A 24,082-nucleotide genomic window follows, 5' to 3' on the forward strand; every position below is an offset into this window, starting at 1 on the left:
TACGTCTTAGCCGAAGCCCTAGGCGCCGAAGGCGTATCGGCGTATCGGAACGCACCGCAATGCCGATTGTCGCGAGTCGCCGGAGGTGTTGGTGGCGGCCGAGGAAGTCCTGTTACGAATAGGGAAGCGCGGCCTTGTGTTTCGACGTCGGTACGAGCGATAGCTTGGGTTGTGCTCACGGTCAGGATGAACGACCGAGCGGCGAGACTGCTCGGTGTGCGGGACGGCTTCGGTGGTCTGGATCCAGAGGAGGGTTTGTCCTCCGGTTTGCGTACCTGGGTAGACGGCGGGATCGAAAGTCGCGGCGAGGTGGTGTCCTGGGCCCCGATTCCCGCGGACGCTGACGACGCACCAGGGCGCTTTGTCGACCTCTACGAGTGGGAGCACTGGCACAACGACTTCCACCTGGAAGATTTCGTGTCCGTTGACTCCACGTACGCCGACGGGCCGATCGTCGGCGTCGACGCGCAGCGGACCCTGCTCAGGCAAGGGATCGCGCTGGCTCGGGAGGTCGGGCGGCTGGCCGGTGAGCTGAGCACGCCGATTCCGCTGCGGTGCATCATTGCGGCCAACGAAACCAACGGCAAGTTCGCGTTCTATCGGATTCGGCCCGAGGACAATTGGGTGCTCGACGACCTCGACGGGGACGACCGTGGCTATGTAGTGATCATCGACTTTGTTCCTAGGTCTCGCGATAGGTTTCGAAGCGCGCGCATCGGTGCGGCGCAACGGGCGGCGCTCATCGACCTCGTCGAACTGCTCGCACCCGATGTCGAGAAGGCTCGTGGCAGATTGGCGTACGTCCTCGAGAATGCGTTGTGGTCGGCGTTCGATCCCGAAGATGCGCTGATAGAGGCCTTGTTCGACGGCATCGACAGCGCGTTGACCTACTTCCTTCGCGTTGTCGCCGACCCCGCCACGATTCGCCGCCGTCTGGAGCTGATGCCCACCTGCCCGGAAGGACTGACCTGGGACTGGGACGGGTACGACGCCGATATCGGATCCTGGAGTAGCGAGACCGATCTTCAGCCCTACTTGCGGTTGTTGGCCGATCGTTGTCGTGCGGTCGATACCGCGTTGATCGGCGTCTTCACCGGCGCGGATGGACTGGTGCTCGGTTTCCTGCCTTCGGACGAGCTCGAGCGATTCATCGTTCTCGCCGCGACGGCCAAGGCGGAGATCATCATCTACGGCTCGGGCGAGCCAGCTACCAGCGACGCTGCGCCGGCCTAACACGGGTCAGGCGGCGTCGAGGGCCGCGGTGATCTTGCGGGCCATCGCGGCCACGGCGGGGCTGGGCTCACCTTCGCGGGCCTGGACGGCGGCTTCGAGAATCCGGATTCGCCGGGCTGAGCAGCGGCGTCGCGTTCATCATGAAAATCTCACGGAGGGCTTGGTTTTCTGTCTCCAGCGCGGAGACGCCGCGCGGGAAAGGAATCCATCCCATGAAGATCAAGTCCGCGATCGCCGCTGCCACACTCACCCTGGGCGCCGTGGCCGCCGGCGCCGGTGTCGCCGCTGCCGCGCCCGCACCGCTGCACACCCCGTTCATCGGTAACTACGCCACCTACGAGGCCTGCGCCGCGGACGGCAATTCGCCGAAGACCGGTGGCACCCAATGGGAGTGCGTCGAGGTCGCCAACGGCTGGGACCTGTACACCTACTGAGCCGACCGGTTCGGTGAGCGGGTGGCCCGGAGGGGTCGGGCCACCCCAACTCCGGCGGCGAACGATTTGTGAAGTGCCCTATTGTCTGATCTCGTGCGGGTTTTGGTCGTGGAGGACGATGAGGGGCTCGGCGTCGAAGTGGCAGCGGGCCTGCGCTACGCGGGCTTCGCGGTCGACCTCGCCGGTCACCTCGCCGACGCCGATTTCAAGATCTCCGTCAACACCTATGACTGCCTGGTGATCGACCGCGGCCTGCCCGACGGCGACGGCCTACACCTGGTCGCCACGCACCGCGCCGCGGGCCACCGGGTTCCGGTGCTGATGCTCACCGCGCGCGACGGTCTGGCCGACCGCATCGCCGGCTTCGAGAACGGCGCGGACGACTACCTGGTCAAGCCGTTCGCGTTGCCCGAACTGACAGCCAGGGTGCGTGCCCTGTGCCGCCGCCGCGAGCACCCCGCTCCGGCGCGCGTGCGACTCGGCGATATCGATATCGATCTTCCCCGCCGCCGCGTACAGCGGGCCGGCATTCTGCGGTCGCTGACCCCCAAGGAGTTCGCGGTCCTCGAACTGCTCGCCACCCGCGCGGGCAGCGTGGTTACCCGCTCGGAGCTGATCGAATGCTGCTGGGACGAGATGGCCGAACCCACCTCGAACGTGGTCGACGCGGTGATCGCGCAATTGCGCCGCAAGCTCGGCGCACCGCCGGTGATCGAGACGGTGCGCGGCGCGGGCTTCGTGATGGGAGGTGAACCATTCGTACCGTGATCGCCACCTCCGACGCGCGCCCCGCCGTCCGGCGGCTGCGCCGCACCCGGTGGCAACTGACCACGCTGATCACCGCCGTCACCGCGACCTGCCTGATCATCCTCGGGTTGGTGGCCACCACCATCGACGCCCGCTCGCGGGACAAGGCCATGGACGACGCGATCGACCGGGTGGCCACCGGCGTCAACCGCAGTATCGGCCTGCTCGAGGACGACACCTTCGACATCAGCCAGGTCGAGAACTACGACCTCGCCAATGGCGAGACCGCTGTGCTGGTGCTGTCCAACGACGGCGCGGGTCAGTGGCAGGAACGCTATTCGCACCTGCGCTCCTGGCTGCCGAAGGAGGAGATCGTCCAAGGCGTGGTCGACGACGCCACCGTGGCCCCCGACACCATCTTCCGCGACGGCATCGACAGTCAGGGCAGGCCGGTGCGACTGGTCGCCCAGCACATGATCTGGGACGACTCCCCGATCGAGGCGGTCGTCATCGCGGGCGCCAATCCGGGTGTCTTCGACCGGGAACGCGCGCTGCTGCTGTGGGGTCTGGTGGTGGGCGGGCTCACCCTTGTCATCCTGTCGGGTATGGCCGCGCACTGGCTCTCCGGGCGTAGCATGCGCCAGGTCACAGTCATGCTCGAGGAACAGGAGCGCTTCCTCGGCGACGCGGCCCACGAACTGCGCACCCCACTGACCACGCTCGGGTTGGTCACCGCGCCGCGCAGGCGCAACCCACACGAGGTGGAGCGCGCGCTGGATGACGCGCGGGCCCTCGGTTCCCGGATGGAGCGGATCGTGGCGGGACTGATCGCGCGGGCACGGATGCAAGCGGGCGTCACCAAGATGGAGCGGGTGCAGTTGCTGCTCGACCAGCTCACCGAGGCGGTGATCGAGGAGTTCCCGAATGCGGGCATCGTCGTGCGGACCCAGCCCTCGGTAGTCGTGGGAGATCCCGGCCTCCTGAGCCTCGCGGTGCGCAATCTGCTCGAGAACGCCGTCACGCACGGCGCGATGAACCACGGCGCACCCGTCGAGGTGTATGTGACCGAGGGCCGGGTCAGCGTGCGCGACCACGGCCCCGGGCTGAATCCGCAGGTGGCGAGCAATCCGTTCCAACGCGGGGTGACCGGCGGTCGCGGCAGCGGCATCGGGCTGGCTCTGGTGGCGTGGATCGCCGAATTGCACGGCGGCACCGCGACAATGGAGCCCGCGGCGGGCGGTGGCACCCTCGCCACGATCGCGCTACCGCCGCCCGTACTCGGACAGTCGTGATTCAGCTGTCCAACGGAACCACCCGAACATGCACGAAGTCCTCATCGCACGGCTTTCACCGATCGCACCGGCCGTCGAACAAGACGGTCAGGACAACCCTTGCCCTACAACGTCGTACGATGCGTCGGAGGCGCCGAGGACGGCATCACCCGACCGGCCGATTGTGCGTGTCTACAACTACGCCAGCACCGACGAACAAGCTGAGCAGTTGAAAGATGCTTGCCGCCAACCGTTCCCGAATCCGGCGGCACCCTGGTGGGCGGCGTTGATCGACAGCGTCCGCGAGGTCAGCGGCGGTCAAGAAGCTGCCACATTCGATCCAATCGACCGAAAACGAACGGCGTGAGCACGTGGGAACGATCGCCACCAACCCGGGCGCGAGTGACGCGCCGCAATGCCGCCTATAGCGCACCCAAGCGGCCAGCGCTGATCGGCGGGCTGGTGCGGCTACGGGACGTAAACGATGCGGTCGTCGGTTCGGGCGTTCCACGTCTCGCCGACCCGAGCGAGAGGCACAGGACGGGCCCGCACGGCGATCGCCTCGGTCTGCACCGCGGCGGCGAGTTCCGGCAATTCCGCGAGGAAGTCGCGTGCCGGTACCGAGCCGATTCCGCTGCCGCAGATCTGCAGCCGGGACGCGCGCAGCAGCGAGGAGTCGACGGGAATCGTCTGACCGGCGACGGATCCGATCTGGATCCAGTCCAGCGGAGCGCTGCGGTCGCGGCGGGCGGTGATCATCGCGGTCATCACCCGGGCGGACGGTTCTCCCCACACGTAGTCGATGACGATGTCGACATCGGCGGCGCGGTCCGCCCGCTCGAAGGTCACTGTTTCGTCCGCGCCGAGGTCGTGCAGCTCGGCGAGCCGGGAAGCGTTGCGTCCGGCGGCGATCACGTTTGCGGCACCGAACCGTTTGGCGATCTGCACCGCCATCCGGCCGGCGCTGCCAGTGGCACCGAGGACGAGGACGCGTTGGCCCTCCCGGAACGCGATACGGCGGCGCAGCGCGACCCAGGACGACATCGCCGGGTTCATCGCGGCGGCGATGCGCACCGGGTCGGCGTCATCCGGCAGCAGCACGCTGCGGCGTGGGTCGATGACCGTCTGCTCGGCGAACGTGCCCAGGTCGCTGTCGTCCAGCACCACGTACCTGAGATTTCCGCGCGGGTCGCGCACGACGGCGTCGACGCCGGGTACGAACGGGAACGTGCCGGTGCTGCTGTAGTGCGTGCCGTTCGCCCGAGCCTTGACCAGGAGGTGCAAACCCGCCGCGAGAACGTCCACGACCATCTCGTTCTCCCGCTGGGCGACCGGGGCGGGGTACTCGCTGTACCGCGGCGGTGCGTCGAAGCTGGTGACAACAGCGGCGTGCATGGCGACTCCTCGAATTTGATTGGTATTACAAACTAAATCCAGTTTGGTTGGTAATACAAACCATGTCAAGTAGGATCCCGGCATGGGATCTGATGACGCGCTCGAGGAGGCTCTCGTCCGGACGTCGTTCCGGATGATGGCCGTGCTCACCCGCATCGGTTCGGAGCACGATCTATCCCTCACCCAACTGCGGCTGCTCGGCCTGCTGCGCGACCGCCGACCGCGCATGACCGATCTGGCGGCGTTCCTGGGGCTGGACAAGTCCACGATGTCCGGCCTCGTCGAACGAGCAGAGCGCCGAGGCCTCGTGGCACGAGGCAAGTCGCCGCAGGATCGCCGGGTGGTCGACGTGTTCATCACTCCGATGGGCAGCGAACTCGCGCAACGGATTCAGGAGGAGATCCACGCGGCCCTCGCGCCCTATACCGACCGCCTAGCTGCGGACGACCGCCTGGTGCTCACACAACTACTCAACCTCCTCTCGGGAACGGCAACGGTGAACGACGGGAAAGAAGGGTCGACGAACCAGTGAGGGCAGGCACAAGGCCGCCCCCACCGACTTCTAGAACACGACCCGGTACGAAAGCCCGCACAGCGACGGCTCCCGACAACACTCCCGCGATCCTTCAGGGCTCCAGGTCGACCACGCCTTTGCCGCTCGCGATGTCGAGCGGCACCGACACCTGGTCGTGCGCGATCAACCAGGTTTCGTCGATCTTCCGCATGCCGTACGTGACCCGGACCCACATACCGCTGGTTGTGGCCCCGTTCTTCAGCGTGCCGCTGAGACGGGCGAAGGCGTGCCCGAATGCCACATCGTCGCCCACGGTGAACGTCAAATCGCGAACCTCATAGGTCACAGTCTCGAAGAACATGAAGACTTTCGACCAGTTCTCGAGTTTCGCCGCTATCCCGACATGCTGGAGCGGCGGCTCGACATCGAAGGACACGACGTCGGTCGTGTACAGCTGCTCGAGGGCTTCGAGATCCTTGGCTCGCAGTCCTTCGACCGCCTTGTCGATCGTTCGGCGAATCTCGGCTTCATCCCCCTCCGTGCCGTCGGCGTGTGACTGGAAATCGTTGGAAATCGTCATGACCGGCTCCTCAGGAATCGACGAGAGTGGTTTCGGCACCGGCCCGCAGCGGCGCGAGCGCGGCGCTCCAGGCGATGAGCTGATCCAGCGTCTTGTTCAGGGCGGCCATATGGTGGTCGCGCGGTGTGAAGGTCGTGTAGTTCTCGAAATCGGTGAGCACCGAGATCGCGACCTGATGGCCCACGTCGGCCATGCCCAGCGTGCCGCAGACCGTGCGCAGCTGCACCACCGCGCGGGCGCCGCCGTTCACGCCGTAAGAGACGAATCCGACCGCCTTGTCGGTCCATTCCGCGCAGAGATGGTCGATAGCGTTTTTCAGCACTCCGGGAACACCGCCGTTGTACTCCGGTGTCACCACCACGAAGCCGTCGAACGGGGCGATCCGCTCGGCCCAGGCGCGGGTATGCGTATTGACCGACGGGCCGAACATCGGCGCCATCGGCTCGTCCAGATGCGGTAGCGGGTGGTCGCGCAGATCGATCAGTTCGAACTCGGCGTCGCCGCGCTGCGATGCCGTGTCCACGACCCACCGGGCGACCTGCGAGCCGTTGCGGTTGGGTCGGGTACTGCCGAGGATGACGGCGATTCTGGTCATATTCCGAACTCCTGCTGTGCTGACAGTCTTACGACCTTCCGACGACGTAGCCGTCCGGAATGTCAGGCCGCCTCACGCCAGCGGCCGCGGTGTCGACCTGAGTGGGCACGGCACCAGCGGATGAGGTCCATCACTCCCCCACATCCTCGGCCGCCGCCGGCGGTCGGTGCGTCCAATTCACGGCTGGTTCGTCTTAGGAAGCGGACTCCCATCCACCCGGATGTGAGCACACCTTCTTGCGAGAGGAACCCCGCGATGACGATCCACCTGTTCGACCACGTTCCTGACCACGTCGGGGGTGTGCGATGACCGCCCCGGCCGTTGTCGTCGAGGATCTGCACGTCGCCTACGGCAAAACGTGGGCCCTGGACGGTATCGATCTGGAGGTCGCCGCTGGGACGACGTTCGGGGTGCTCGGCCACAACGGTGCGGGCAAGACCACCCTGATCCGTGCCCTCACCACCCTGGTGCGGCCGACCATCGGCCGGGTGGAGATCGGTGGCCTCGATGTGGTCGCCGACGCCACCGAGGTTCGCCGCCGGATCGGGGTGACCGGTCAATACGCCGGACTCGATGAATTCCTCACCGCCCGTGAGAATTTGGAGCTGATCGGTCGCCTCGCCGGGCTGCGTCGCACCGCTCGTCCGCGTGCCGACGCGCTGATCGATCGGCTCGGGCTGCACGAGTACGGGACCCGGCGGGTCGGGGAGCTTTCCGGCGGCTCCCGCCGTCGCGTCGATCTGGCCGCAAGCCTGGTCGGTGACCCGTCGGTGCTGTTCCTCGACGAGCCGACCACCGGTCTGGACCCGATCGCCCGCGCCGGGCTGTGGGACGTCGTCGACGAGCTCACCACCGCGGGCACCACCGTCGTGCTGACCACCCAGTACCTGGAGGAAGCCGACCGGCTCGCCGACCACATCGTGGTCCTGAGCCGTGGGCGGGTCGCCGCGCGCGGCACCCCGGCCGAGCTGAAACGGATCGTCGGCGGCAAGGTCCTGCACGCCACCCTCCCCGTCCACCAAATCACGGATCTGCCGTTCACCCCGGACAGCGACCGGGTCGACGGCACTCGGGTGCGGGTGTCGGTCACTGTCGACGATGCACGCACCGCGACCGCACTGGTCGCCGACCTGCACCGCGGTGGCATCGATGTCACCGACCTGGATGTGGCTTCCCCGAGCCTCGATGACGTCTTCACGCACCTCACCCACACCACCGGAGCCCACCGATGACCACCATTACGACCGTGTTCGGGCGTTCCCCGATCGGGAACCAGCTCGCCGCATTGACTGTCCGGAATCTGCGCACCAGCGCCCGCGTTCCGCAGCTGCTGATGTTCTCGCTGACCATGCCGATGGCGATGCTCGTGCTGTTCAGCCAGGTGTTCCGCAGCGTCGCCGCCGGGCCAGGCTTCCCGGCAGGGGTCAGCTACATCGACTTCCTCACCCCGGCCATGCTCGCCGTCTCCACGGTGATGGCCGGCACCAACGCCGGAGTCTCCGCCGCGATCGACCACACCAACGGCCTGCACGACCGCTTCGCGGCGCTGCCCATGCGAGCGACGTTGCCCGGACTGGCCCGCACGATCAACGAGGCCGTCTTCACCCTCGCCCGAGCGGCGCTGCTCGGAATCGCCGCGGTACTACTAGGTTTCGACTTCCACGGCAGCGCTGTGGATGCCGTCGCCGCGGTGATGGTTCTGGTGGTGCTGGCGGGGGCGATGAGCGCCCTGTTCGGGCTGATCGGGGATCGGCTACGCCGCCCGGACGTGGTCCAGTTCGCCGGGATGATGGTGATGATGCCGCTGATGTTCGTCTCGAGTGCGTTCGCACCGATCGAGACAATGCCCGGCTGGATGCAGGCCATGGCCACGGTGAATCCGGTCGCGCACGCCGCCGACGCCCTGCGCGGGCACGTGCTCGGCACCGCCACCGCCGCGGACACCGCCACCGCCCTGATCGCGGCGATCGGATTGTGGGCCGCGGTCATCGCCGTCCCCGTCCTCACCGGCCTGGTTCGGCCGGCACGCGCTCGCTGACCGACGACGCACCCGCCCCGTCCTTCAGAGGAGAAGGACAGGGCGGGTTTTCAGTGCTGTTCACCCGGAACCGGGCACTCCGATGGCCTGTACCCCCTGAGGGGTAGAGGCTCATCTGGGGCGCTTTTCAGCGGATACACCCGGTGTGGGCGGCGGCGGCGCTCATGCGGCGGCGTCGAGCAGATGCAGTTCCTCCGCCACGATCAGATCGACCTCTTCCTCGGTCAGATCCGACAACAGATGTGTCGTAAGCATCGCTCTCACCTCCTCACCGCGCTTCGTGATTCGACACCCATACAGACGTGACACCCACGATTTGGACGCAGGATGCGTCCGATCGCGGTCACCGCTCGTCGGTACGGGTGAGGACGAGCCGAGGCTCGCCACCGCGGCAGCAGGCGAGGATGCTGGAGACGGAGAGGAGCCAGGATCATGAGCGAGACAACGGCCACCACCGCGACCACATCACAGCCGGAATACGGCGATCTCGAGCAGCTTTGGCGTCGCTTTTCCAACGACCTGAGGGCCTTCATCGCCCGCCGGGTGTCGCGCCCGGAGGACGCCGACGACATCCTGTCGATCGTGTTCCTGCGGATGGCCAAGAGCCTGGACAATCTGCGCGACCAGGAACGGCTGCTGGGCTGGATGTATGCCATCACGCGCAACGCGATCACCGACTACTACCGATCCGCACCCCATCGCCGCGAACTCCCCGTCGACGCCGTCCCGGACAACCCATCCCCCGGCGAAGCTGAACTCGACACCGACGAGGTCGCGGAGCGAGAACTCGCCTCGTGCCTGGTGCCGATGCTGTCCGGCCTGCCGGCCGAGCAGGCTGCCGCGGTGAAGATGGTCGACCTCGACGCACGCACGCACGCCGCTGCTGCCAGCGAGGCGGGTATTTCGGTGTCGGGGATGAAATCCCGCGTCCAACGCGGCCGCGCCGCCCTCCATGCCCGATTGCACGCCTGCTGTCAGATCAGCCAGGACCGCACCGGCCATGTGCACGACTACCAACCCCGCAGCGGAGAATGCGCCTGCGGAGCCACACCACCAACGGACCAGTAGACCGGCACCGGCTCCGCAACGGCCACCAGGCGCACGTCACCACGACCGGACAAAGATGCGGTGCGAGCCGCTCGAGGCTCGCACCGCACCGTTCCGGATCAGGGGCTACTGGCAGCCGCATCCACCGCCAGACGTCGCCGCCGGACCGCAGCACGTCGCCCTTTCGCTGTCATCGCAGCACCTGGCCTGCCGTTCGATGCTGCAACACGCGGTCGCCGCAGGCTGCGGTGGTGCGTCCGGTCGATGTGCCGCCGGGGACGAGAACTCATTCGGGTTGGTCATGGTGACTCCTTGATCCGTGGGGACAGGCATCAGGACAGACGGAGAAGAACAGGAAAGGACGCACCCGACCGTGGGAGAACCTGTGCAGGCAGTCGCGGCACAGTCGAGTGTTCGACCGAGTACTGCGAGCGCCGACGCTTACGGAGCCGGCGCGTGGAGGCTCGCGGACTAGCGGCTGGTCCGTTGTGCGATGAGGTGGGGATCGACCTGGTCGCCTTGCACGAGCAGCGTCACCGGTGAGTTCGGGCAGGGCGGCAGCCAGGCCGCCGCGCAAACCGACGATGCCCTGTGTTGGTGATCAGTTGAGTTCACCGGTCACAACTGATGCTATTTCGGCGCTGGTGTCGGAATGGTGGCGGCGGACAGCACGGCCGCTGCTGCGGCGAGCGCGCCCAGCAGCAGGAAGGCGTTCGGGTAGCCGCCGAGCGCGCTGGCCAAAGCGGTGGCGGCGAAAGGTGCCAACGCCATGGTGATGGTCAGCGGTGCGGTCAGCAGGCCGGTGAGCTGGCCGTAGTTCGCTGCGCCCCATCGGTCGGTGATGGCGGTGGCTTGCAGCAGGGTGAACACTCCGCGCGCCATGCCCGCGGCGATCGCGGCCGCGACCAACGCGGCCGCGGCGGTGAACAACCCCAACAGTGCGGTGGTGACAGCGATAGCGCCCACGATCGCGATGGTCCGGGTGCGAACACTGGTGCGGGCGGCGAAGGCCGAGTAGCCGAGGCGGCTGGCGACTTGTCCGACGCCGCCGAGTCCGAGCGCGATCGCAGCCAGGCCGGTGCCCAGACCGCGTTCGGTCAACAGCGGAACCAACGCGACGATCACGGCGAACGAGGCGAATCCGCTGGCACTCAACGCGATCGCCAACGCGATGAACGGGCGACTGCGTGCGATGGGGCCGGGATCGGTCAGGTGCGCGTGTCCGGGTTCGGCGGTCGGGCGCGGCGGCCAGGGCAGTCGCAGCCCCAACCAGTGACCCGGCACAGTCACCGCGGCGAGCACGACCGCGAGCGCCAGATACGTTGCCCGCCAATCCATCCAGTCCGACAACGCAGCGGTCAGCGGAGCGAAAACGGTGGATGCCAGCCCTGCGGCCAAGGTCAGCATCATCAAGGCACGCACCCGGTTGGCGCCGTGCCAGCGGGTGAGCGCGGCGAAGGCCGGTGGATAGAGCACCGCGCCCATCGCGACCCCGGCCAGCAGCCATCCGGTGACGAACCATGCCAGGGAGGAGGCGGTCGCGATCACGACCAGCGCGGGCACAGCCAGCAGCGATCCGGCGGTCATCACCCCGCGCGGGCCGTGGCGGTCGAGCCAGCGCCCGACCGGGATCCCGGTCACCGCGGCGACGAGTTGACCGGCCGAGAACGCGGCGGTCAGCGCGGTCGCCGACCAGCCAGTGCTCGAGGCGATATCCCCGAGCAGGACGGGGAAGGCGTAGAACAGGATTCCCCAGCTGGTGATCTCGGTCAGGCACAGCACCACCAGCACCCGCCGCAACCCGGAGGCGGTCGCGGCGGGTACCGGCGGCGCCGAAACGACGTCTACCACGGCGGATCAGTGGCCAGCGGGGACAGGAAGCGGCAGCTCCTGCAGCGCGACCGGCGCCGACAGTGCCAGCTCCGGCTCTGGCGCCGGTGCGCCGCAGCCCGAGCTTTCCGCAGTTTGCTCGGCGGGGGCATCGAAGACCCCGGAGCCGCCGCAGACACCGGTATCCGGCAGCACCAGATCGACACGCTCGGCGGCTTCGTGATCTCCGGCCAGCGAGGCCGCCAGGGAACGGACCTGCTCGTAGCCGGTCATCGCCAGAAACGTCGGTGCACGGCCGTAGCTCTTCATCCCCGCCAGGAACACACCCGGCTCGGGATGGGAAAGTTCCTTGACCCCATGCGGATACACCGTGCCGCAGGAATGCACGTTCGGGTCGATCATCGGTGCCAGCAGGGTGGGCGCCTGCAAGGTCGCGTCCATGCCGAGGCGGATCTCCGACAGCCACGACAGGTCCGGGCGGAACCCGGTCAGCACGATCACCTCGTCGACGGCCGTGACCGGATCGCCCTCGGCGGGAACCAGACTCAGACGCCCCTGGCTGTCGCGCTCGACGGTCTCGGTGCGGAATCCGGTGACCACCCTGATGCGCCCGGCTTCGACCGCGGCCCGCGCACGTACGCCCAGCGCACCGCGGGCGGGCAGCTGGTCGTCCTTACCGCCGCCGAAGGTCGAGCCGATCTCACCGCGCCGCAGCAGCCACGACACCCGGGTACCGGGATGCTGTTCGGCCAGGCTTGCCAGCGCGACCAGCGCGGTGAGAGTCGAATGCCCGCTCCCGGCGACCGCGATGCGCTTTCCCGCATACCGCTCGGCCACCGCCGGGTCGGTCAGATCCGGCACCCGGTAGGTGATCCGGTCGGCGGCCGCGGATTCCCCTATGGCGGGCAGCCCGTCACCGCCGAGCGGATTCGGCGCGCCCCACGTTCCCGAGGCGTCGATCACCGCGCGCGCCGCGATACGCTCCTCGCCACCGTCGGCGGTGCGGACATGGACGGTCAATGGCTCGCTGTCGCGTCCGGCGTCCACCACCCGGTCGCGGCCGCGCCGCGCGACCCCGACCACCTCCGCGCCGAACCGCACCCGCGGCCCCAGCGCCTCCCCGAGCGGCCGCAGGTAGGCCTGCACCCACTCGGCTCCGGTCGGATACGTACCCAGGTCGGGTTCGACCCAACCATCCTCGGCCAGCAGCGGCCGCGCGGCCGGAGCGATCAGTTCGGCCCATCGGGAAAACAACCGCACATGGTTCCACTGCGCCACCGCGGCACCGCCGTGCTCACCACGTTCGAGAACCACGACCGGCAGGTCGCGGGCAACAAGTTCAGCAGCGGCAGACAGTCCGACCGGACCGGCGCCGACGACGACAACAGGCAGGGAGTTCATCGGAAATCCTCTTTCATCGATGTGGATCGATCAATCAACGAAGATCCTATCGACGCCCATCGATGAATGCAACCATCGATCCAGATCGATATAATCGAAGTATGCCCACCGCCTTGCCTCTTGCTCAGGTCCTGCCACTCGGGGAGGCCGCCACCTACGCCGAATGGTTCGCCTGCCTCGCCGAACCGGTGCGGGTGCAACTGCTCCACGCGGTAGCCACCACCCCGAAAGGGATCACCGTGGGCGCGCTGACCGAGATCGTGGGCACCAGCCAATCCACCACCTCTCACCATCTGCGCAAGCTCGCCGACGTCGGATTCGTGCGCCTGCACCGGGAAGGCCGGACGACGATCGTCACCGTCAACGAAGCCTGCTGCGCCGGACTCCCACACGCCGCCGATGCGGTCATGGGCCTTCTCGGGCCCCAGCCGAGCCACTCCGCCGAGGTTCCCGCCGACATCTCCGTGCGCGCGATGGACGGTCAGGACTGGGACGCGGTCTTGCGGATCCACGCCGAAGGCCTGGCCACCGGCGACGTCGGAGCCGACACCGAGCCACCCGGCCGCGACTACCTCGTCGAACACTGGCTCCCCGAGCACCGCTGGGTCGCCGAACACGACGGCGCCGTCGTCGGCTGGACGGCCGCCGCCCCGGTCTCCAGCAGCGACGCCTACGCCGGAGTGGCCGAAACCGACGTCTACGTCGGTGCCGGGCACCGAGGCCGCGGAGTCGGAAAAGCATTGCTGCGCAAACTGATTCTCGCGGCAGACGAAGCCGGGTTGTGGACGTTGCAGACCTCGATCTTCACCGAGAACCGCGCCGCGCTCGCCCTGCACCACGGCGCCGGATACCGCACCGTCGGCGTGCGCGAACGCATCGTTCGACGTGACGGGATCTGGCGTGACACCGTGCTCCTCGAACGACGTTCACCGTTCAGCTGATCCCCGCGGCCCACCGCCGGTCAGCCTCGCGAGGCGTTCACTCGCGGATCGTGAGCTGGAGTTCGTGAAAATCGAAGTGCCGCAGTGGATATCGGTATACATCTTCGACGGTCATCACCGCGGAGAAGAACGGGTCCCACCGTGCGGGAAAGGCCATGGCCAGCGCGAAGTCGGCCTCCGGTTCATTGGCCAGTTTGTATTGCAGCTTGGCGATGACGCGATCGCATTGCCCGGCCACCCGATGTCTGTTGAACACCAGCGCCGCGGCACAGGAGCCGTAGTAGTTGACTACGTCGAAGATCGGCGTTCCGGCGTCGAGCAGCCAGGCACAGGCGCGGCCGGCTCTGCCGGGCAGCCTGCCGAACAGCCGCACCAGCGGCAGCAGCCGCGCCACGACCATGAACCCGAAGACCATGTGAAACAGCAGCTGCTCATTGGTCCAGCGCGTGCCGCGCGAACGCCGAGCGAAGTCGTCATCGGTGCAGGAGTCGACCAGCGCGTGCAAGCGCCGCCGAGCTCCCTCGAACTCGGCGGCCATCGCCTGTCGATCCACCACCGGCCTCGCCATCGCCACGACCCACTGTCGACTTCGATTGTCGGCCCACTCGCCGGTGAGCGAAAGCGTTCACCGAGAGTTTGCTTGCCGGTCGGATTCGATATCTGTCAATATAGCCGCATGTCTAAGTCAAGGTTGTCGATCACGCCGTTGGAGCAGTGCGCGGCCGCGCCGCTGGTGCGCGAACCGTTGACCGTCGATGCAGCCGCGGAGTTGGCGGCGGTGTTCAAGGCGTTGTCGGACCCGGTACGGCTTCGACTGTTGAGCGTGGTCGCCAGCCGCGAAAACGGCGAGGCGTGCGTGTGCGACGTCTCCGAGGGCATCGAGTTGACCCAGCCGACCATCTCCCACCATCTGAAGGTGCTGCGCGAAGCGGGTCTGCTCACCAGCGAACGCCGCGCGTCCTGGGTGTATTACCGGGTCGTTCCCGAAGCGTTGCAGCGGCTTTCGGATGTGTTGCTGGTCGAAAGCGGCGCGGCCGGGGTGATGGCATGAGCGTCGCGACACAAACGCCGCACGACGGGGTCGTTGCGAAGCTGTCCACGCTGGACCGGTTCCTGCCAGTGTGGATCGGTGTGGCGATGGCCGCCGGGCTGCTGCTCGGGCGAATGATTCCCGGCCTCGGCGACGCGCTCGGCGCGGTCGAGATCGACGGGATCTCGCTTCCGATCGCGATCGGTCTGCTGATCATGATGTACCCGGTGCTGGCGAAGGTGCGCTACGACCGCCTCGACACCGTCACCGGCGATCGCAAGCTGCTGATCGGTTCGCTGGTGTCGAACTGGGTCCTCGGCCCCGCCTTGATGTTCGCCTTGGCGTGGCTGCTGCTGCCTGATCTGCCCGAGTACCGGACCGGGTTGATCATCGTCGGGCTGGCCCGCTGCATCGCGATGGTCATCATCTGGAACGACCTCGCCTGCGGCGACCGCGAAGCCGCCGCGGTGCTGGTGGCGTTGAACTCGATCTTCCAGGTGATCATGTTCGCCGCGCTCGGCTGGTTCTACCTGTCGGTGCTGCCCGGCTGGCTGGGCCTGGAACAGACGACCATCGATACTTCGCCATGGCAGATCGCGAAGTCGGTGCTGATCTTCCTGGGCATCCCCCTGCTCGCGGGCTACCTCACCCGCCGCTTCGGCGAGCGCGCGAGGGGCCGCGATTGGTACGAGTCGACGCTGCTGCCGAGGATCGGACCGTGGGCGCTGTACGGGCTGCTGTTCACGATCGTGATCCTGTTCGCCTTGCAGGGCAAGCAGATCACCTCCCAGCCGGTCGATGTCGTGCGAATCGCGATCCCGCTGCTGGCCTACTTCGCGATCATGTGGGGCGGCGGCTACCTGCTCGGCGCCGCCGTGGGCCTGGGTTATGAACGGACCACCACTCTCGCTTTCACGGCCGCGGGCAACAACTTCGAACTCGCCATCGCCGTCGCGATCGCCACCTACGGCGCCGCCTCCGGGCAGGCGCTCGCAGGCGTCGTCGGTCCGCTGATCGAAGTTCCGGTGCTCGTGGGCCTGGTTTACGTCTCGCTCGCATTGCGCAAGCGATTCACCCCCGCCACGGCCGCCCCTACACCAGCCTCCCGCGACCACGGCGACCAGGCGCCGGACGCGGGTCCCGATCTCGACATCCCGGCTCGCTGACCACCAGCAGCTCACATGAACGAAAGGCTTTCCCGCCCATGGCTTCCAAGCCCAGTGTCCTGTTCGTCTGCGTTCACAACGCGGGGCGTTCCCAGATGGCGGCCGGGTTCTTGACCCACCTGGCCGGTGAGGACGTCGAGGTCCGCTCCGCGGGAAGCGCGCCCGCCGACTCGATCAATCCCGCCGCGGTCGAGGCGATGGCCGAGCTCGGCATCGACATCTCCGACCAGACCCCCAAGATCCTCACCTTCGACGCCGTGGAGACCTCCACCGTGGTCATCACCATGGGCTGCGGCGACACCTGTCCCGCCTTCCCCGGCATCAGCTACCGCGACTGGGTCCTCGAAGACCCCGCCGGCAAGGGCATCGAGTCGGTGCGCCCCATCCGCGACGAAATCCAAAAGCGCGTAGAGGAACTCGTCGCCGAGCTACTGCCCGCCCGCGCCTGATCTACCGAGCCTGTAAACCACGGTTGAGCGCAACGCATCGACGGTCGATCCGACCCTGGGGAGGTCCCAAAGGGGGGCGAGCGGTGAATGTGAAAGGCAAAACGTCACGGCGGTACCGGACGATGCGACACACTCCTCCGCCACGATCGAGATCGGCTGGCCCGGCGGCGAGCCCAGCGCGCGAAGCGCCGACGGTCACCCAACCGACCGGTGCACCACAGACGAAGTGGCGCAAGCGATCTCACCCACGAGATTGGCCGCGACGGTCGGCGGGAACTCCATCGAACTCCACACCGTGTGGATGCGCCACTGGGTCAGCTCACCCCGCCGATCACTGCCTTCCCCTCGGCTGCGGCGGCCGCGAAGAACGGGCACAGGTCCTCGAACTCGTCATCCTCGTTCTCCTCGTCCCAGTCGGCTGCCGCGGTGCCGAGGGACCAGCCTTCCACGACCAGCCCCTCCGCGACCTGGCGAACCTCGTTCGGGGCGAGGACGAAGGCTGGTCCGTAGCAGAACTCGTACCCCGCGATGACGTCGCAGTGGTCGCCGGTCGCCCTGGCGAGCCAGGGGTGAGCGTCCCTCCATTCGGCAGTGCCCTCCTCAGCTTCAGCGCGGCCTTCGGCGATGGCGCTGAGCGTGAGGTAGTCGTATCCGTAGAAGTCCGCCACCCGGCGGAGCCCGCCGGGGAGTGGCGCGGAGTCGTTCTCGGCGAAGAACACGGTGTGAATCAGTTCGGGTTTCTCGCGCATCTCTTCGAGCAGCGAAGGTTCGATCTTCGCCAGTTCCAACCACATGGACACGGTCGGTCACTTCCTATCCAGATGTTCGATCGGTCCGGTTCAGCGCGCGTGCGGCATATCCGGCAGCCTTACCACGGCGGTGCCGGCCTGGGATTCGCCATACTCCCAGCCCACGACCAGGCGAGCGCCGAGGCTGTCCAGGATGTCGGTAGTGAAGGGCCACCGGTCGGCGCCACAGTAGTGCGCGCCGGCCGCACGAGCGTCTTGCTCGTCGAGGCAGAGCATGCGCAGGTGGTCGCGGAGCTCGGGGCGGGTGATCGCTGCGAGTGCCGCCTCCCATCTGCGTTCGGCTGTGTCGGCGTAGCCCTCGTCGTCGAATGGCACCAGATGTTCGGGGCCGCGCTCGGTGAAGGTCGCCGCGCGCATCGCGTCGGTGAGGGTGCCATCGGTGGCGACCCGAAACAGTACGGTCAGCCAGTTGTTGAGCTTCTTGGAGCTCTCATGGGTCAGATCTATGCCGTGCCGGGCGAGTAACGGGCCGAGTTCCGCGCCACGCACAAGTATCTGATCGGCGCCAGCGGTCGCGGCGGCGCGTATGTCGGCGACGAAGTCGTCGCCGAAGGGCCGGGGTCCCTTGTGCCCGGCCACGTCCCACGGTCCTGTCCCGTCCAGCAGGTGATCGTCGAAGCGGAACAGGGACCGGCTCAGGTCGAACCGCCACACCCCCGGGGACAAGGGGTACTCGTCGGCGCCAGGAAACGGCAACTGCCTGGGCTCCGGCTCGGCGAGCGCCGATGGGGTGGCCCAAGCGCTCGGGAACAGGAACTCGTCCAGCGAGTCATCGGCGTAGTACACGCCGTACTCCGCCGTCGGGTCCTCGGCCGGCTTTCCGCCCAGCAGGATGTCGAAGGCGGCGGTCAGATCGGCATCCCATGCATAGGCGCCTGCCGCTGGGCTTTCACTGGACGTCATGAGAACTCCTGTGCATCAACTGGATCGGGCTCGCTGACACGTTAAGGGTCGCCACTGACATCCATGTCGATAAGCGGGTTCTGGTGATCGTCGCACCGCCGTTTCGGGCCACGCCGGGTAGAGCAGAACGGTTCATTTGGCGATGTCGGCGGCGAAACTCTCTGTCCCGCAGTGATCCCGGCTGCACACTGGATCCGGGCGGCCAGGTGCAGGTGCAGGTGACCGCGGCCGTGATTCGACCATCCGCGCCGGGACTGCGGATCACGATCAGGCGCCGCGCTCTTGGACACTCACGCCGGTTTCGGTGCGTCCAATCCGTTCCCGCGCAGAAGCCTTTCCGACGAGTCGTCGTCCAACTCGCCCTCCGGGGACAGCGGCACCAGCGTCCCGTCGCTCGGGTCCGCTCCGGATGTCCAACGGCGCGAGTCTCCGACGCGCCGAGTTCCGCCTCCTCGGTCCTTCCGTCACGGTTGGCTGATACGGAAACCGTCTCGCCGTAGGGGATCTGGTTCGAGTGCTCAGCTGTACGACGGGAAGTAGCGTGCACCCCACGTGGTGATCACAACTGGCCACAGGAGACCAACTCGGCCGGTGCCGCCATCGCGGAGGCGCGAAAGTAGTTGGACTTTCGTATCGCGCGCCGGGGATCGCGTTCGCGACTTCCCTGAGCGCGGCCACGCTCAGTCCACCGGCTCGGGTTCGATCCGGAACACCGGGTAATCCGAGGCAATCCGCTCGTAGTCGGCGAGTGGAGCATTCGGGCCGACCGGGATGTGCGGGCGGGCTCCGGGCGCCACGCGCAGGTACTGCCGCAGAATAGGGGCCCGCCGACCAGGCTCGACCTCCGCCAGATGGACCTTCTCCCTGCCCCCGTGGCGCAGCACGGCGTGGCCGTCGGCGGCTGCCACGTTGCGCACCCAGTTCGCGTCCCTTCCCAGCATGGACACCACATACCGTCCGTCGTCGAATTCCGCGAGCACCACCGGGAACCAGATCACGCGCCCGCTGCGCCGCCCGCGGACACCAAGCGCCGCGACCCGCCGAGGCCAGATACCCGCCGCGAAAAGCCATGCCGAAGACCGATTCTGAATCCGAGCGAACAGATTCGGCCGACCATGGCGATACAGCCAGCGTAGGTAGTTGTCGTATACCCGCATGATGTACTCCTCGGACGTGGTGGGTGGCAATTGTCGGATTCAGTGTTGTTGCTCCAACGGTGCCCAGGGAGCCGTGCGGCGCGACAGGGTCCGTCGTCCCGAATGTAGGCCGAAGGTCACCACACGATCGAGGGCTGCCGCAACGATCCCCGATTGCACTCGGTACGGGCGAAGACGCGCTTCCATCCGCGGGACCAAGGGCCCTGCCCGGCGGGCGGAAGGCCCGTATCCGCCGGTTCCCGCACCGAGAAGACTCGAAATATGACCGCGCACAACCATGCATCTGCCGTTTCGGTACCCGATCACCCGACAATGCTGGCGGCGCTGCGGCTTGCCGCCCGCGCGCCGTCGGTGCACAACACCCAGCCGTGGTGCTGGAGGTTCGACGGCACGCGCCTGCATCTGTACACCGATGCCGATCGGCTGCTGTCCTCGACCGATCCCCTCGGCCGCCAGCTGGTAATCAGCTGCGGCGCCATGCTGCACCACGTGCGGACCGTCTTCGCCGACCGGGGCTGGCACACCGACACCAGGCGCGTGCCCAACCCGCAACGACCCGATCACCTGGCGACGATCGAATTCCGGCCGTGGCCGGACCCGCCCGCCGGTGTACACACCCGCGTGCTCGCCATCGACCAGCGTCGCACCGACCGGCTACCTTTGGCCGAACCGCAGGGCTTCTCCGACATCCTGCCCCGAATGCGCATGCTCACCGCACCGCACGAGGTAGCGCTCGCCGTACTCGACGAGAGCGCCCGACCACGCCTGGCCGCCGCATCGGCACAGGCCGGTGCCCTGCGGCACCATGACCTGCTGTATCAGACCGAATTGGAGTGGTGGGCCGGGCATCCCGACAGGCCCGAGGGCGTGCCGCCATCCGCGCTGGTGTCCGACGCGGAATTCGCCCGGGTCGGTGTCGGACGCGTCTTTCCCTCCGTCCGGCATTCGATGCGCCGTGCGCAGCCCGAGGACCACGCGCGGTTGGTGGTGCTCAGCACCGACGGCGACTCGGTCACGCGCTGGCTGCACACGGGCGAGGCCCTGTCGGCCGTGCTGCTGGAATGCACCGCAGCGGGGTTGGCGACCTGCGCGCTGACCCATATCACCGAACTCCCGACAGGCCGGAAACTGCTCGCCAGCCTGATCCCGAACCCGGCCACGCCCCAAGTGGTGATCCGTATCGGGACCGCGCCCGACGACGGCGACATGATTCCACCCACTCCCCGCCGACCACTGACGGACATCTTCACCCGCGTCGGCTCCCACTGACCCCGACGCCGGGCACGCCCGGCTGTACGGTCACAGCGGTGCCCGGGTCTACCGGCCGACCTCCCCCCGCTTCGGAAACCCTCGTCCCGGGTCTCGATTCGACCCGCGTCGGCGAAGGACGCCCTCGACACTTCGCGGAGGAAGCTTCCATCAGCGGCTCGACGTCTTTGTTGGTAGTCGCGCCATCCTGTTCCTTACGCCGTGCCCACCGTGGCCATCACCTCTCTGACATAAGGCCAAGGGCCACATCCTCGTTGCTCGGCAGCAATCTGAAAAAGATTGCCCGGGTGCCACTCCAAGGGCCTTAATGGTATAGAGCAGGGCACCTATAGGTCGGGCACCGACCAGGAACAGAGGACCAGCAACAAGGAGCCAGCGCCACTGGGGGCGATCGAGGTGAAGGTGGACGCAATTCTAGCCGCGGTCGAGGAGGAATGATGGCGTCGCTGAATCCGTTCGGCTACCGGCCGGGAGAGCGCGAAGATCAGTGTTGCTCTGCTGATGCCGGGCTTCACGAAGGAGTGCCGAGGGGGATGTCCGAGGGGGCTCACGCAGTTCGCCGAAGTGAAGAATCCGCTTTGCGGATAGTCATCGTCTCGCCGATCCGGCTGTATCGCGAAGGGCTGGCGGCGGTACTGTCCGCGCTGGGCGGCATTGGTGAGATCGCCACATGCGAGCATCCCGTCGAAGGACTCCACCTCGCCCGTCAAGTCGTCCCGCACATTCTCCTGCTGGACATGTCCGCGGTGAACAGTTCGGCAAGCGCACGTTTGTACGCCAGAGAATTCCCGGACACCAAGATCGTGGCTCTCGCGCTCCCGGAAACCGAGCAGCGTGTCGTCGACTGTGCAGAAGCAGGGGTGGTCGCATACGTGCCGCGCGAAGGATCTATCGACGATCTCATGGCGACGATACGGCATGCGGCACAAGGGAAAACGCTGTGCTCACCGCTGATCGCGGCTGGTCTGATGCGCCGAGTCGCCGCGCTTGCCAACGAAAATCGCCTGCGACGCTCACGCCCCCTGCTGACCGCCCGCGAGTCGGAGGTCGCCGATTACATCGCGCTCGGCCTGAGCAACCGTGCGATCGCCGCGCGCTTGGGAATCGAAGTATGCACCGTCAAAAATCATGTGCACAACATCCTGGAGAAGCTCGGCGTGACTCAACGCGCAGACGTGGCCGAACATCTCCGGGACAGAACCCGATCCCTCCCGGACAACTGCCTTCCGTCCGAGTGACCGATCTATTCGGATCCGGATAGCTGAAACCCAGCCGGCCAAACTACTTCATCTGACAATGTCGCCGTGGTGGCACACACGCACCGCGGCTCTGCCCGCTGAAACCGCCCTGGACACCCGCGCGAACAACTCCTCCGGCCCAGCCGTCCACTCAGCAAGACCGTTGTAATCCAGCACGAAACTTTCTGCTACCCAACAGCATCGCGAAGTGACGCTGGAGTGCTATCCGACCAGCGCGAACATCGGTCCGGATCGGGGTTCACTCGAAAACGGATCCAAGGACTCATTGTCCGAATGCCGGTGCTGGGGCGTTACTGGATAGAGCCCGGCAATGACAAAAGCCGGCACCCCGGTGCAGATGGAGCCCTATTCACTCCACATCACCTCTTCACCGCATCAGCAAGGAGACAGCGCCATGCCTACTATTACCTCACTCTCGCCGACATCGGGGCCCGCCTCGGGTTTCAACGGTGTGGTCATCACCGGCACCGACTTCACCGGTGTCCTGGCTGTGCGGTTCGGTGCGACCGTGACCACTTTCACGGCCAATTCCAGTACGCAGATCACCGCGATCGCTCCGCCGGGAACGGGTACGGTGCAGGTCACTGTCACCACTTTGGCCGGTACGAGTAACGGCGTTTCGTATACCTACGTATCGGTTCCCGCGGTTCCCACTGTGGCTTCGATCATTCCGAGTACGGGACCGGTGACCGGCGGGACTTTGGTCACCTTGACCGGCACCGGGTTCACCGGTGCTACCGCGGTGAGTTTCGGCGCCACTCCCGCAACGTCCTATTTCGTGTTGTCGGACAATCTGCTAGTTGCGTTGTCTCCTGCCGGGGTCGGTACCGTGCCGGTCACGGTCACCACTTCGGCGGGTACGAGTGCCGGGATCCCGTTCACGTATGTGCCGGTTCCCACGCTGACTTCGATCAGTCCGAATTCGGGGCCGGTGACAGGCGGGACTACGGTCACTTTGACGGGCACTGGGTTCACTGGTGCTACTGCGGTGCGTTTCGGTATTCTTCCTGCGACTTCGTTCACGGTGAATTCGGATACGCAGATCACCGCGGTCACTCCGGTAGGCCTCGGCACGGTGCCGGTCACCGTCACCACAGCAGGCGGTACGAGTAACGGGGTTCCTTACACCTATGTGCCGCTTCCGATCCTGATTTCGTTGATTCCGAATTCGGGGTCGTCCGCTGGGGGGACTACGGTTACTCTGACCGGTGTGGGTCTGACCGGTGCCACAGGCGTGAGTTTCGGTGCTACGCCGGCAACTTCGTTCACGGTCGTATCGGACACGCAAATCACCGCGGTTGCTCCTGCGGGGCTCGGTACGGTGCAGGTGAAGGTCACCACTGCGGCGGGTACGAGTAACGGGCTGCCGTTCACCTACGTGTCCGTTCCCGCGGTTCCCATCGTGGCTTCGATCACTCCGAATTCGGGGCCGGCGTTCGGGGGAACTTTGGTGATCTTGACCGGCACCGGATTCACAGGCGCTTCCGCGGTGAGTTTCGGCGCTACTCCGGCGACAATCTATTTCGTGCTCTCGGATACGTTGATCATTGCGTTGGCACCTGCGGGGACCGGTACCGTGCAGGTCACAGTCACCACTGCGGCTGGAACGAGCAACGGCGTTTCGTACACCTACGTCTGACCGCACCCCGCACGGGCTTCAGCCCAGGGCTAGGGCCTTCCCGAACACCGGAGGGACCGATCCGGATTCACGGACCGGTCCCTTCGGTTGTTGTTGTTCCCGCAACGATGTCCCCCAGCGGTCAACGCGTCGTGTCTACTTTCGCGGTGCTGATGGCGAGTCGAGGCGCGCCGTAGCCGATCCGCACGAGTGGAAACATATCCGCAACCTCCGACAGGTTGGCATTGCCGTGTAGACGGCAACCTTTACAGAGCCGGACCGCGGAAACGGTCGGCGGCACAGGGTGTCTCACCAACGAACGTTATCGACCCACTGCGGTCGCACGCCCTGCGGCAGAATCGGACGTTCGCCGACACGCCGCGCGGCATGGGCTGC

General features: G+C 66.7%; 25 protein-coding genes. 16 read left to right on the forward strand and 9 right to left on the reverse strand.

Annotation, left to right across the window (positions count from 1 at the left end; all coding sequences use genetic code 11):
* Nucleotides 1-186 precede the first annotated feature (186 nt).
* The 5 genes from NX1_RS04245 to NX1_RS35950 all read left to right on the forward strand — a co-directional run bounded on the left by NX1_RS04245 (nt 187) and on the right by NX1_RS35950 (nt 4,052).
* Nucleotides 187-1,233, forward strand: a complete 1,047-nt coding sequence (locus tag NX1_RS04245) for a DUF6630 family protein (RefSeq protein WP_157119520.1) — start codon at nt 187-189, stop codon at nt 1,231-1,233.
* 212 nt (nt 1,234-1,445) lie between these two features.
* Nucleotides 1,446-1,667: a hypothetical protein gene (locus tag NX1_RS04250; protein WP_067833685.1), complete on the forward strand. Its 222-nt coding sequence runs from the start codon at nt 1,446-1,448 to the stop codon at nt 1,665-1,667.
* A gap of 93 nt (nt 1,668-1,760) precedes the next feature.
* Complete coding sequence (locus NX1_RS04255) at nt 1,761-2,435, forward strand: response regulator transcription factor (protein ID WP_068053886.1); 675 nt, start codon at nt 1,761-1,763, stop codon at nt 2,433-2,435.
* Nucleotides 2,432-3,706, forward strand: a complete 1,275-nt coding sequence (locus tag NX1_RS04260) for a sensor histidine kinase (RefSeq protein WP_084500954.1) — start codon at nt 2,432-2,434, stop codon at nt 3,704-3,706. Before NX1_RS04255 ends, NX1_RS04260 begins: the two co-directional genes overlap by 4 nt.
* Nucleotides 3,707-3,734: 28 nt before the next feature.
* On the forward strand, nt 3,735-4,052 hold the full coding sequence (locus tag NX1_RS35950) for a hypothetical protein (protein ID WP_157119521.1): 318 nt from the start codon (nt 3,735-3,737) through the stop codon (nt 4,050-4,052).
* A gap of 101 nt (nt 4,053-4,153) precedes the next feature.
* Here NX1_RS35950 and NX1_RS04265 read toward each other — a convergent pair whose 3' ends face one another.
* Complete coding sequence (locus NX1_RS04265) at nt 4,154-5,080, reverse strand: zinc-binding dehydrogenase (RefSeq protein WP_068053887.1); 927 nt, start codon at nt 5,078-5,080, stop codon at nt 4,154-4,156.
* 82 nt (nt 5,081-5,162) lie between these two features.
* On the opposite strand from NX1_RS04265, the gene NX1_RS04270 reads away from it, so the two are divergent.
* A complete protein-coding gene (locus NX1_RS04270) occupies nt 5,163-5,612 on the forward strand; it encodes a MarR family winged helix-turn-helix transcriptional regulator (RefSeq protein ID WP_068053890.1) in 450 nt (149 codons plus the stop codon).
* Between the two features lie 94 nt (nt 5,613-5,706).
* Here NX1_RS04270 and NX1_RS04275 read toward each other — a convergent pair whose 3' ends face one another.
* Nucleotides 5,707-6,174 carry a YybH family protein gene (locus tag NX1_RS04275; protein ID WP_068053893.1) on the reverse strand — a complete coding sequence of 156 codons (468 nt, stop codon included), beginning with the start codon at nt 6,172-6,174 and terminating at the stop codon, nt 5,707-5,709.
* A 10-nt stretch (nt 6,175-6,184) separates the two neighbouring features.
* Entirely contained in the window at nt 6,185-6,769 is a 585-nt protein-coding gene (locus NX1_RS04280; RefSeq protein WP_068053896.1) for an NADPH-dependent FMN reductase, read from the reverse strand.
* A gap of 305 nt (nt 6,770-7,074) precedes the next feature.
* Between NX1_RS04280 and NX1_RS04285 the strand changes: the two genes are divergently transcribed.
* The 3 genes from NX1_RS04285 (at nt 7,075) to NX1_RS04295 (ending at nt 9,875) form a co-directional block, all read left to right on the forward strand.
* A complete protein-coding gene (locus NX1_RS04285) occupies nt 7,075-8,001 on the forward strand; it encodes an ATP-binding cassette domain-containing protein (protein WP_068053899.1) in 927 nt (308 codons plus the stop codon).
* Complete coding sequence (locus NX1_RS04290) at nt 7,998-8,807, forward strand: ABC transporter permease (protein ID WP_068053902.1); 810 nt, start codon at nt 7,998-8,000, stop codon at nt 8,805-8,807. Before NX1_RS04285 ends, NX1_RS04290 begins: the two co-directional genes overlap by 4 nt.
* A gap of 432 nt (nt 8,808-9,239) precedes the next feature.
* Nucleotides 9,240-9,875, forward strand: coding sequence for a sigma-70 family RNA polymerase sigma factor (locus NX1_RS04295; protein WP_068053906.1), 636 nt, complete (start codon nt 9,240-9,242; stop codon nt 9,873-9,875).
* A gap of 609 nt (nt 9,876-10,484) precedes the next feature.
* Here NX1_RS04295 and NX1_RS04300 read toward each other — a convergent pair.
* On the reverse strand, nt 10,485-11,705 hold the full coding sequence (locus NX1_RS04300; RefSeq protein WP_068053909.1) for an MFS transporter: 1,221 nt from the start codon (nt 11,703-11,705) through the stop codon (nt 10,485-10,487).
* Between the two features lie 6 nt (nt 11,706-11,711).
* On the reverse strand, nt 11,712-13,085 hold the full coding sequence (locus NX1_RS04305; protein ID WP_068053914.1) for an NAD(P)-binding domain-containing protein: 1,374 nt from the start codon (nt 13,083-13,085) through the stop codon (nt 11,712-11,714).
* 101 nt (nt 13,086-13,186) lie between these two features.
* Here NX1_RS04305 and NX1_RS04310 point away from each other — a divergent pair, with 101 nt between their 5' ends.
* Nucleotides 13,187-14,026, forward strand: coding sequence for a helix-turn-helix domain-containing GNAT family N-acetyltransferase (locus tag NX1_RS04310; RefSeq protein ID WP_245668309.1), 840 nt, complete (start codon nt 13,187-13,189; stop codon nt 14,024-14,026).
* Nucleotides 14,027-14,063: 37 nt separating this feature from the next.
* Here NX1_RS04310 and NX1_RS04315 read toward each other — a convergent pair whose 3' ends face one another.
* Complete coding sequence (locus NX1_RS04315) at nt 14,064-14,594, reverse strand: DinB family protein (protein WP_174555452.1); 531 nt, start codon at nt 14,592-14,594, stop codon at nt 14,064-14,066.
* A 108-nt stretch (nt 14,595-14,702) separates the two neighbouring features.
* On the opposite strand from NX1_RS04315, the gene NX1_RS04320 reads away from it, so the two are divergent.
* The 3 genes from NX1_RS04320 to NX1_RS04330 are packed head-to-tail and all read left to right on the forward strand — an operon-like array spanning nt 14,703 to nt 16,671.
* Entirely contained in the window at nt 14,703-15,077 is a 375-nt protein-coding gene (locus tag NX1_RS04320) for an ArsR/SmtB family transcription factor (RefSeq protein ID WP_068053921.1), read from the forward strand.
* Nucleotides 15,074-16,222 (forward strand): ACR3 family arsenite efflux transporter, encoded by a 1,149-nt coding sequence (gene arsB / locus NX1_RS04325; protein WP_068053924.1) that lies wholly within the window; start codon nt 15,074-15,076, stop codon nt 16,220-16,222. The genes NX1_RS04320 and arsB overlap by 4 nt, the downstream gene beginning before the upstream one ends.
* 38 nt (nt 16,223-16,260) lie before the next feature.
* Nucleotides 16,261-16,671 carry an arsenate reductase ArsC gene (locus NX1_RS04330; protein ID WP_068053927.1) on the forward strand — a complete coding sequence of 137 codons (411 nt, stop codon included), beginning with the start codon at nt 16,261-16,263 and terminating at the stop codon, nt 16,669-16,671.
* A gap of 314 nt (nt 16,672-16,985) precedes the next feature.
* Here NX1_RS04330 and NX1_RS04335 read toward each other — a convergent pair whose 3' ends face one another.
* From NX1_RS04335 to NX1_RS04345, 3 genes are all read right to left on the reverse strand, one after another.
* A complete protein-coding gene (locus NX1_RS04335; protein ID WP_157119522.1) occupies nt 16,986-17,471 on the reverse strand; it encodes a hypothetical protein in 486 nt (161 codons plus the stop codon).
* Nucleotides 17,472-17,510: 39 nt separating this feature from the next.
* Nucleotides 17,511-18,383, reverse strand: a complete 873-nt coding sequence (locus tag NX1_RS04340) for a hypothetical protein (RefSeq protein ID WP_068053932.1) — start codon at nt 18,381-18,383, stop codon at nt 17,511-17,513.
* 680 nt (nt 18,384-19,063) lie between these two features.
* Nucleotides 19,064-19,540: a nitroreductase/quinone reductase family protein gene (locus NX1_RS04345; protein WP_068053934.1), complete on the reverse strand. Its 477-nt coding sequence runs from the start codon at nt 19,538-19,540 to the stop codon at nt 19,064-19,066.
* A 261-nt stretch (nt 19,541-19,801) separates the two neighbouring features.
* Here NX1_RS04345 and NX1_RS04350 point away from each other — a divergent pair, with 261 nt between their 5' ends.
* The 3 genes from NX1_RS04350 (at nt 19,802) to NX1_RS04360 (ending at nt 23,707) form a co-directional block, all read left to right on the forward strand.
* Nucleotides 19,802-20,809: an Acg family FMN-binding oxidoreductase gene (locus NX1_RS04350; protein ID WP_068053937.1), complete on the forward strand. Its 1,008-nt coding sequence runs from the start codon at nt 19,802-19,804 to the stop codon at nt 20,807-20,809.
* A gap of 437 nt (nt 20,810-21,246) precedes the next feature.
* Nucleotides 21,247-22,047: a LuxR C-terminal-related transcriptional regulator gene (locus tag NX1_RS04355; RefSeq protein WP_169812176.1), complete on the forward strand. Its 801-nt coding sequence runs from the start codon at nt 21,247-21,249 to the stop codon at nt 22,045-22,047.
* A 331-nt stretch (nt 22,048-22,378) separates the two neighbouring features.
* Complete coding sequence (locus NX1_RS04360; RefSeq protein ID WP_218024046.1) at nt 22,379-23,707, forward strand: IPT/TIG domain-containing protein; 1,329 nt, start codon at nt 22,379-22,381, stop codon at nt 23,705-23,707.
* Nucleotides 23,708-24,082 lie beyond the last annotated feature (375 nt).

The organism is Nocardia xishanensis NBRC 101358, assembly GCF_001613365.1.
GTDB lineage: Bacteria > Actinomycetota > Actinomycetes > Mycobacteriales > Mycobacteriaceae > Nocardia > Nocardia xishanensis.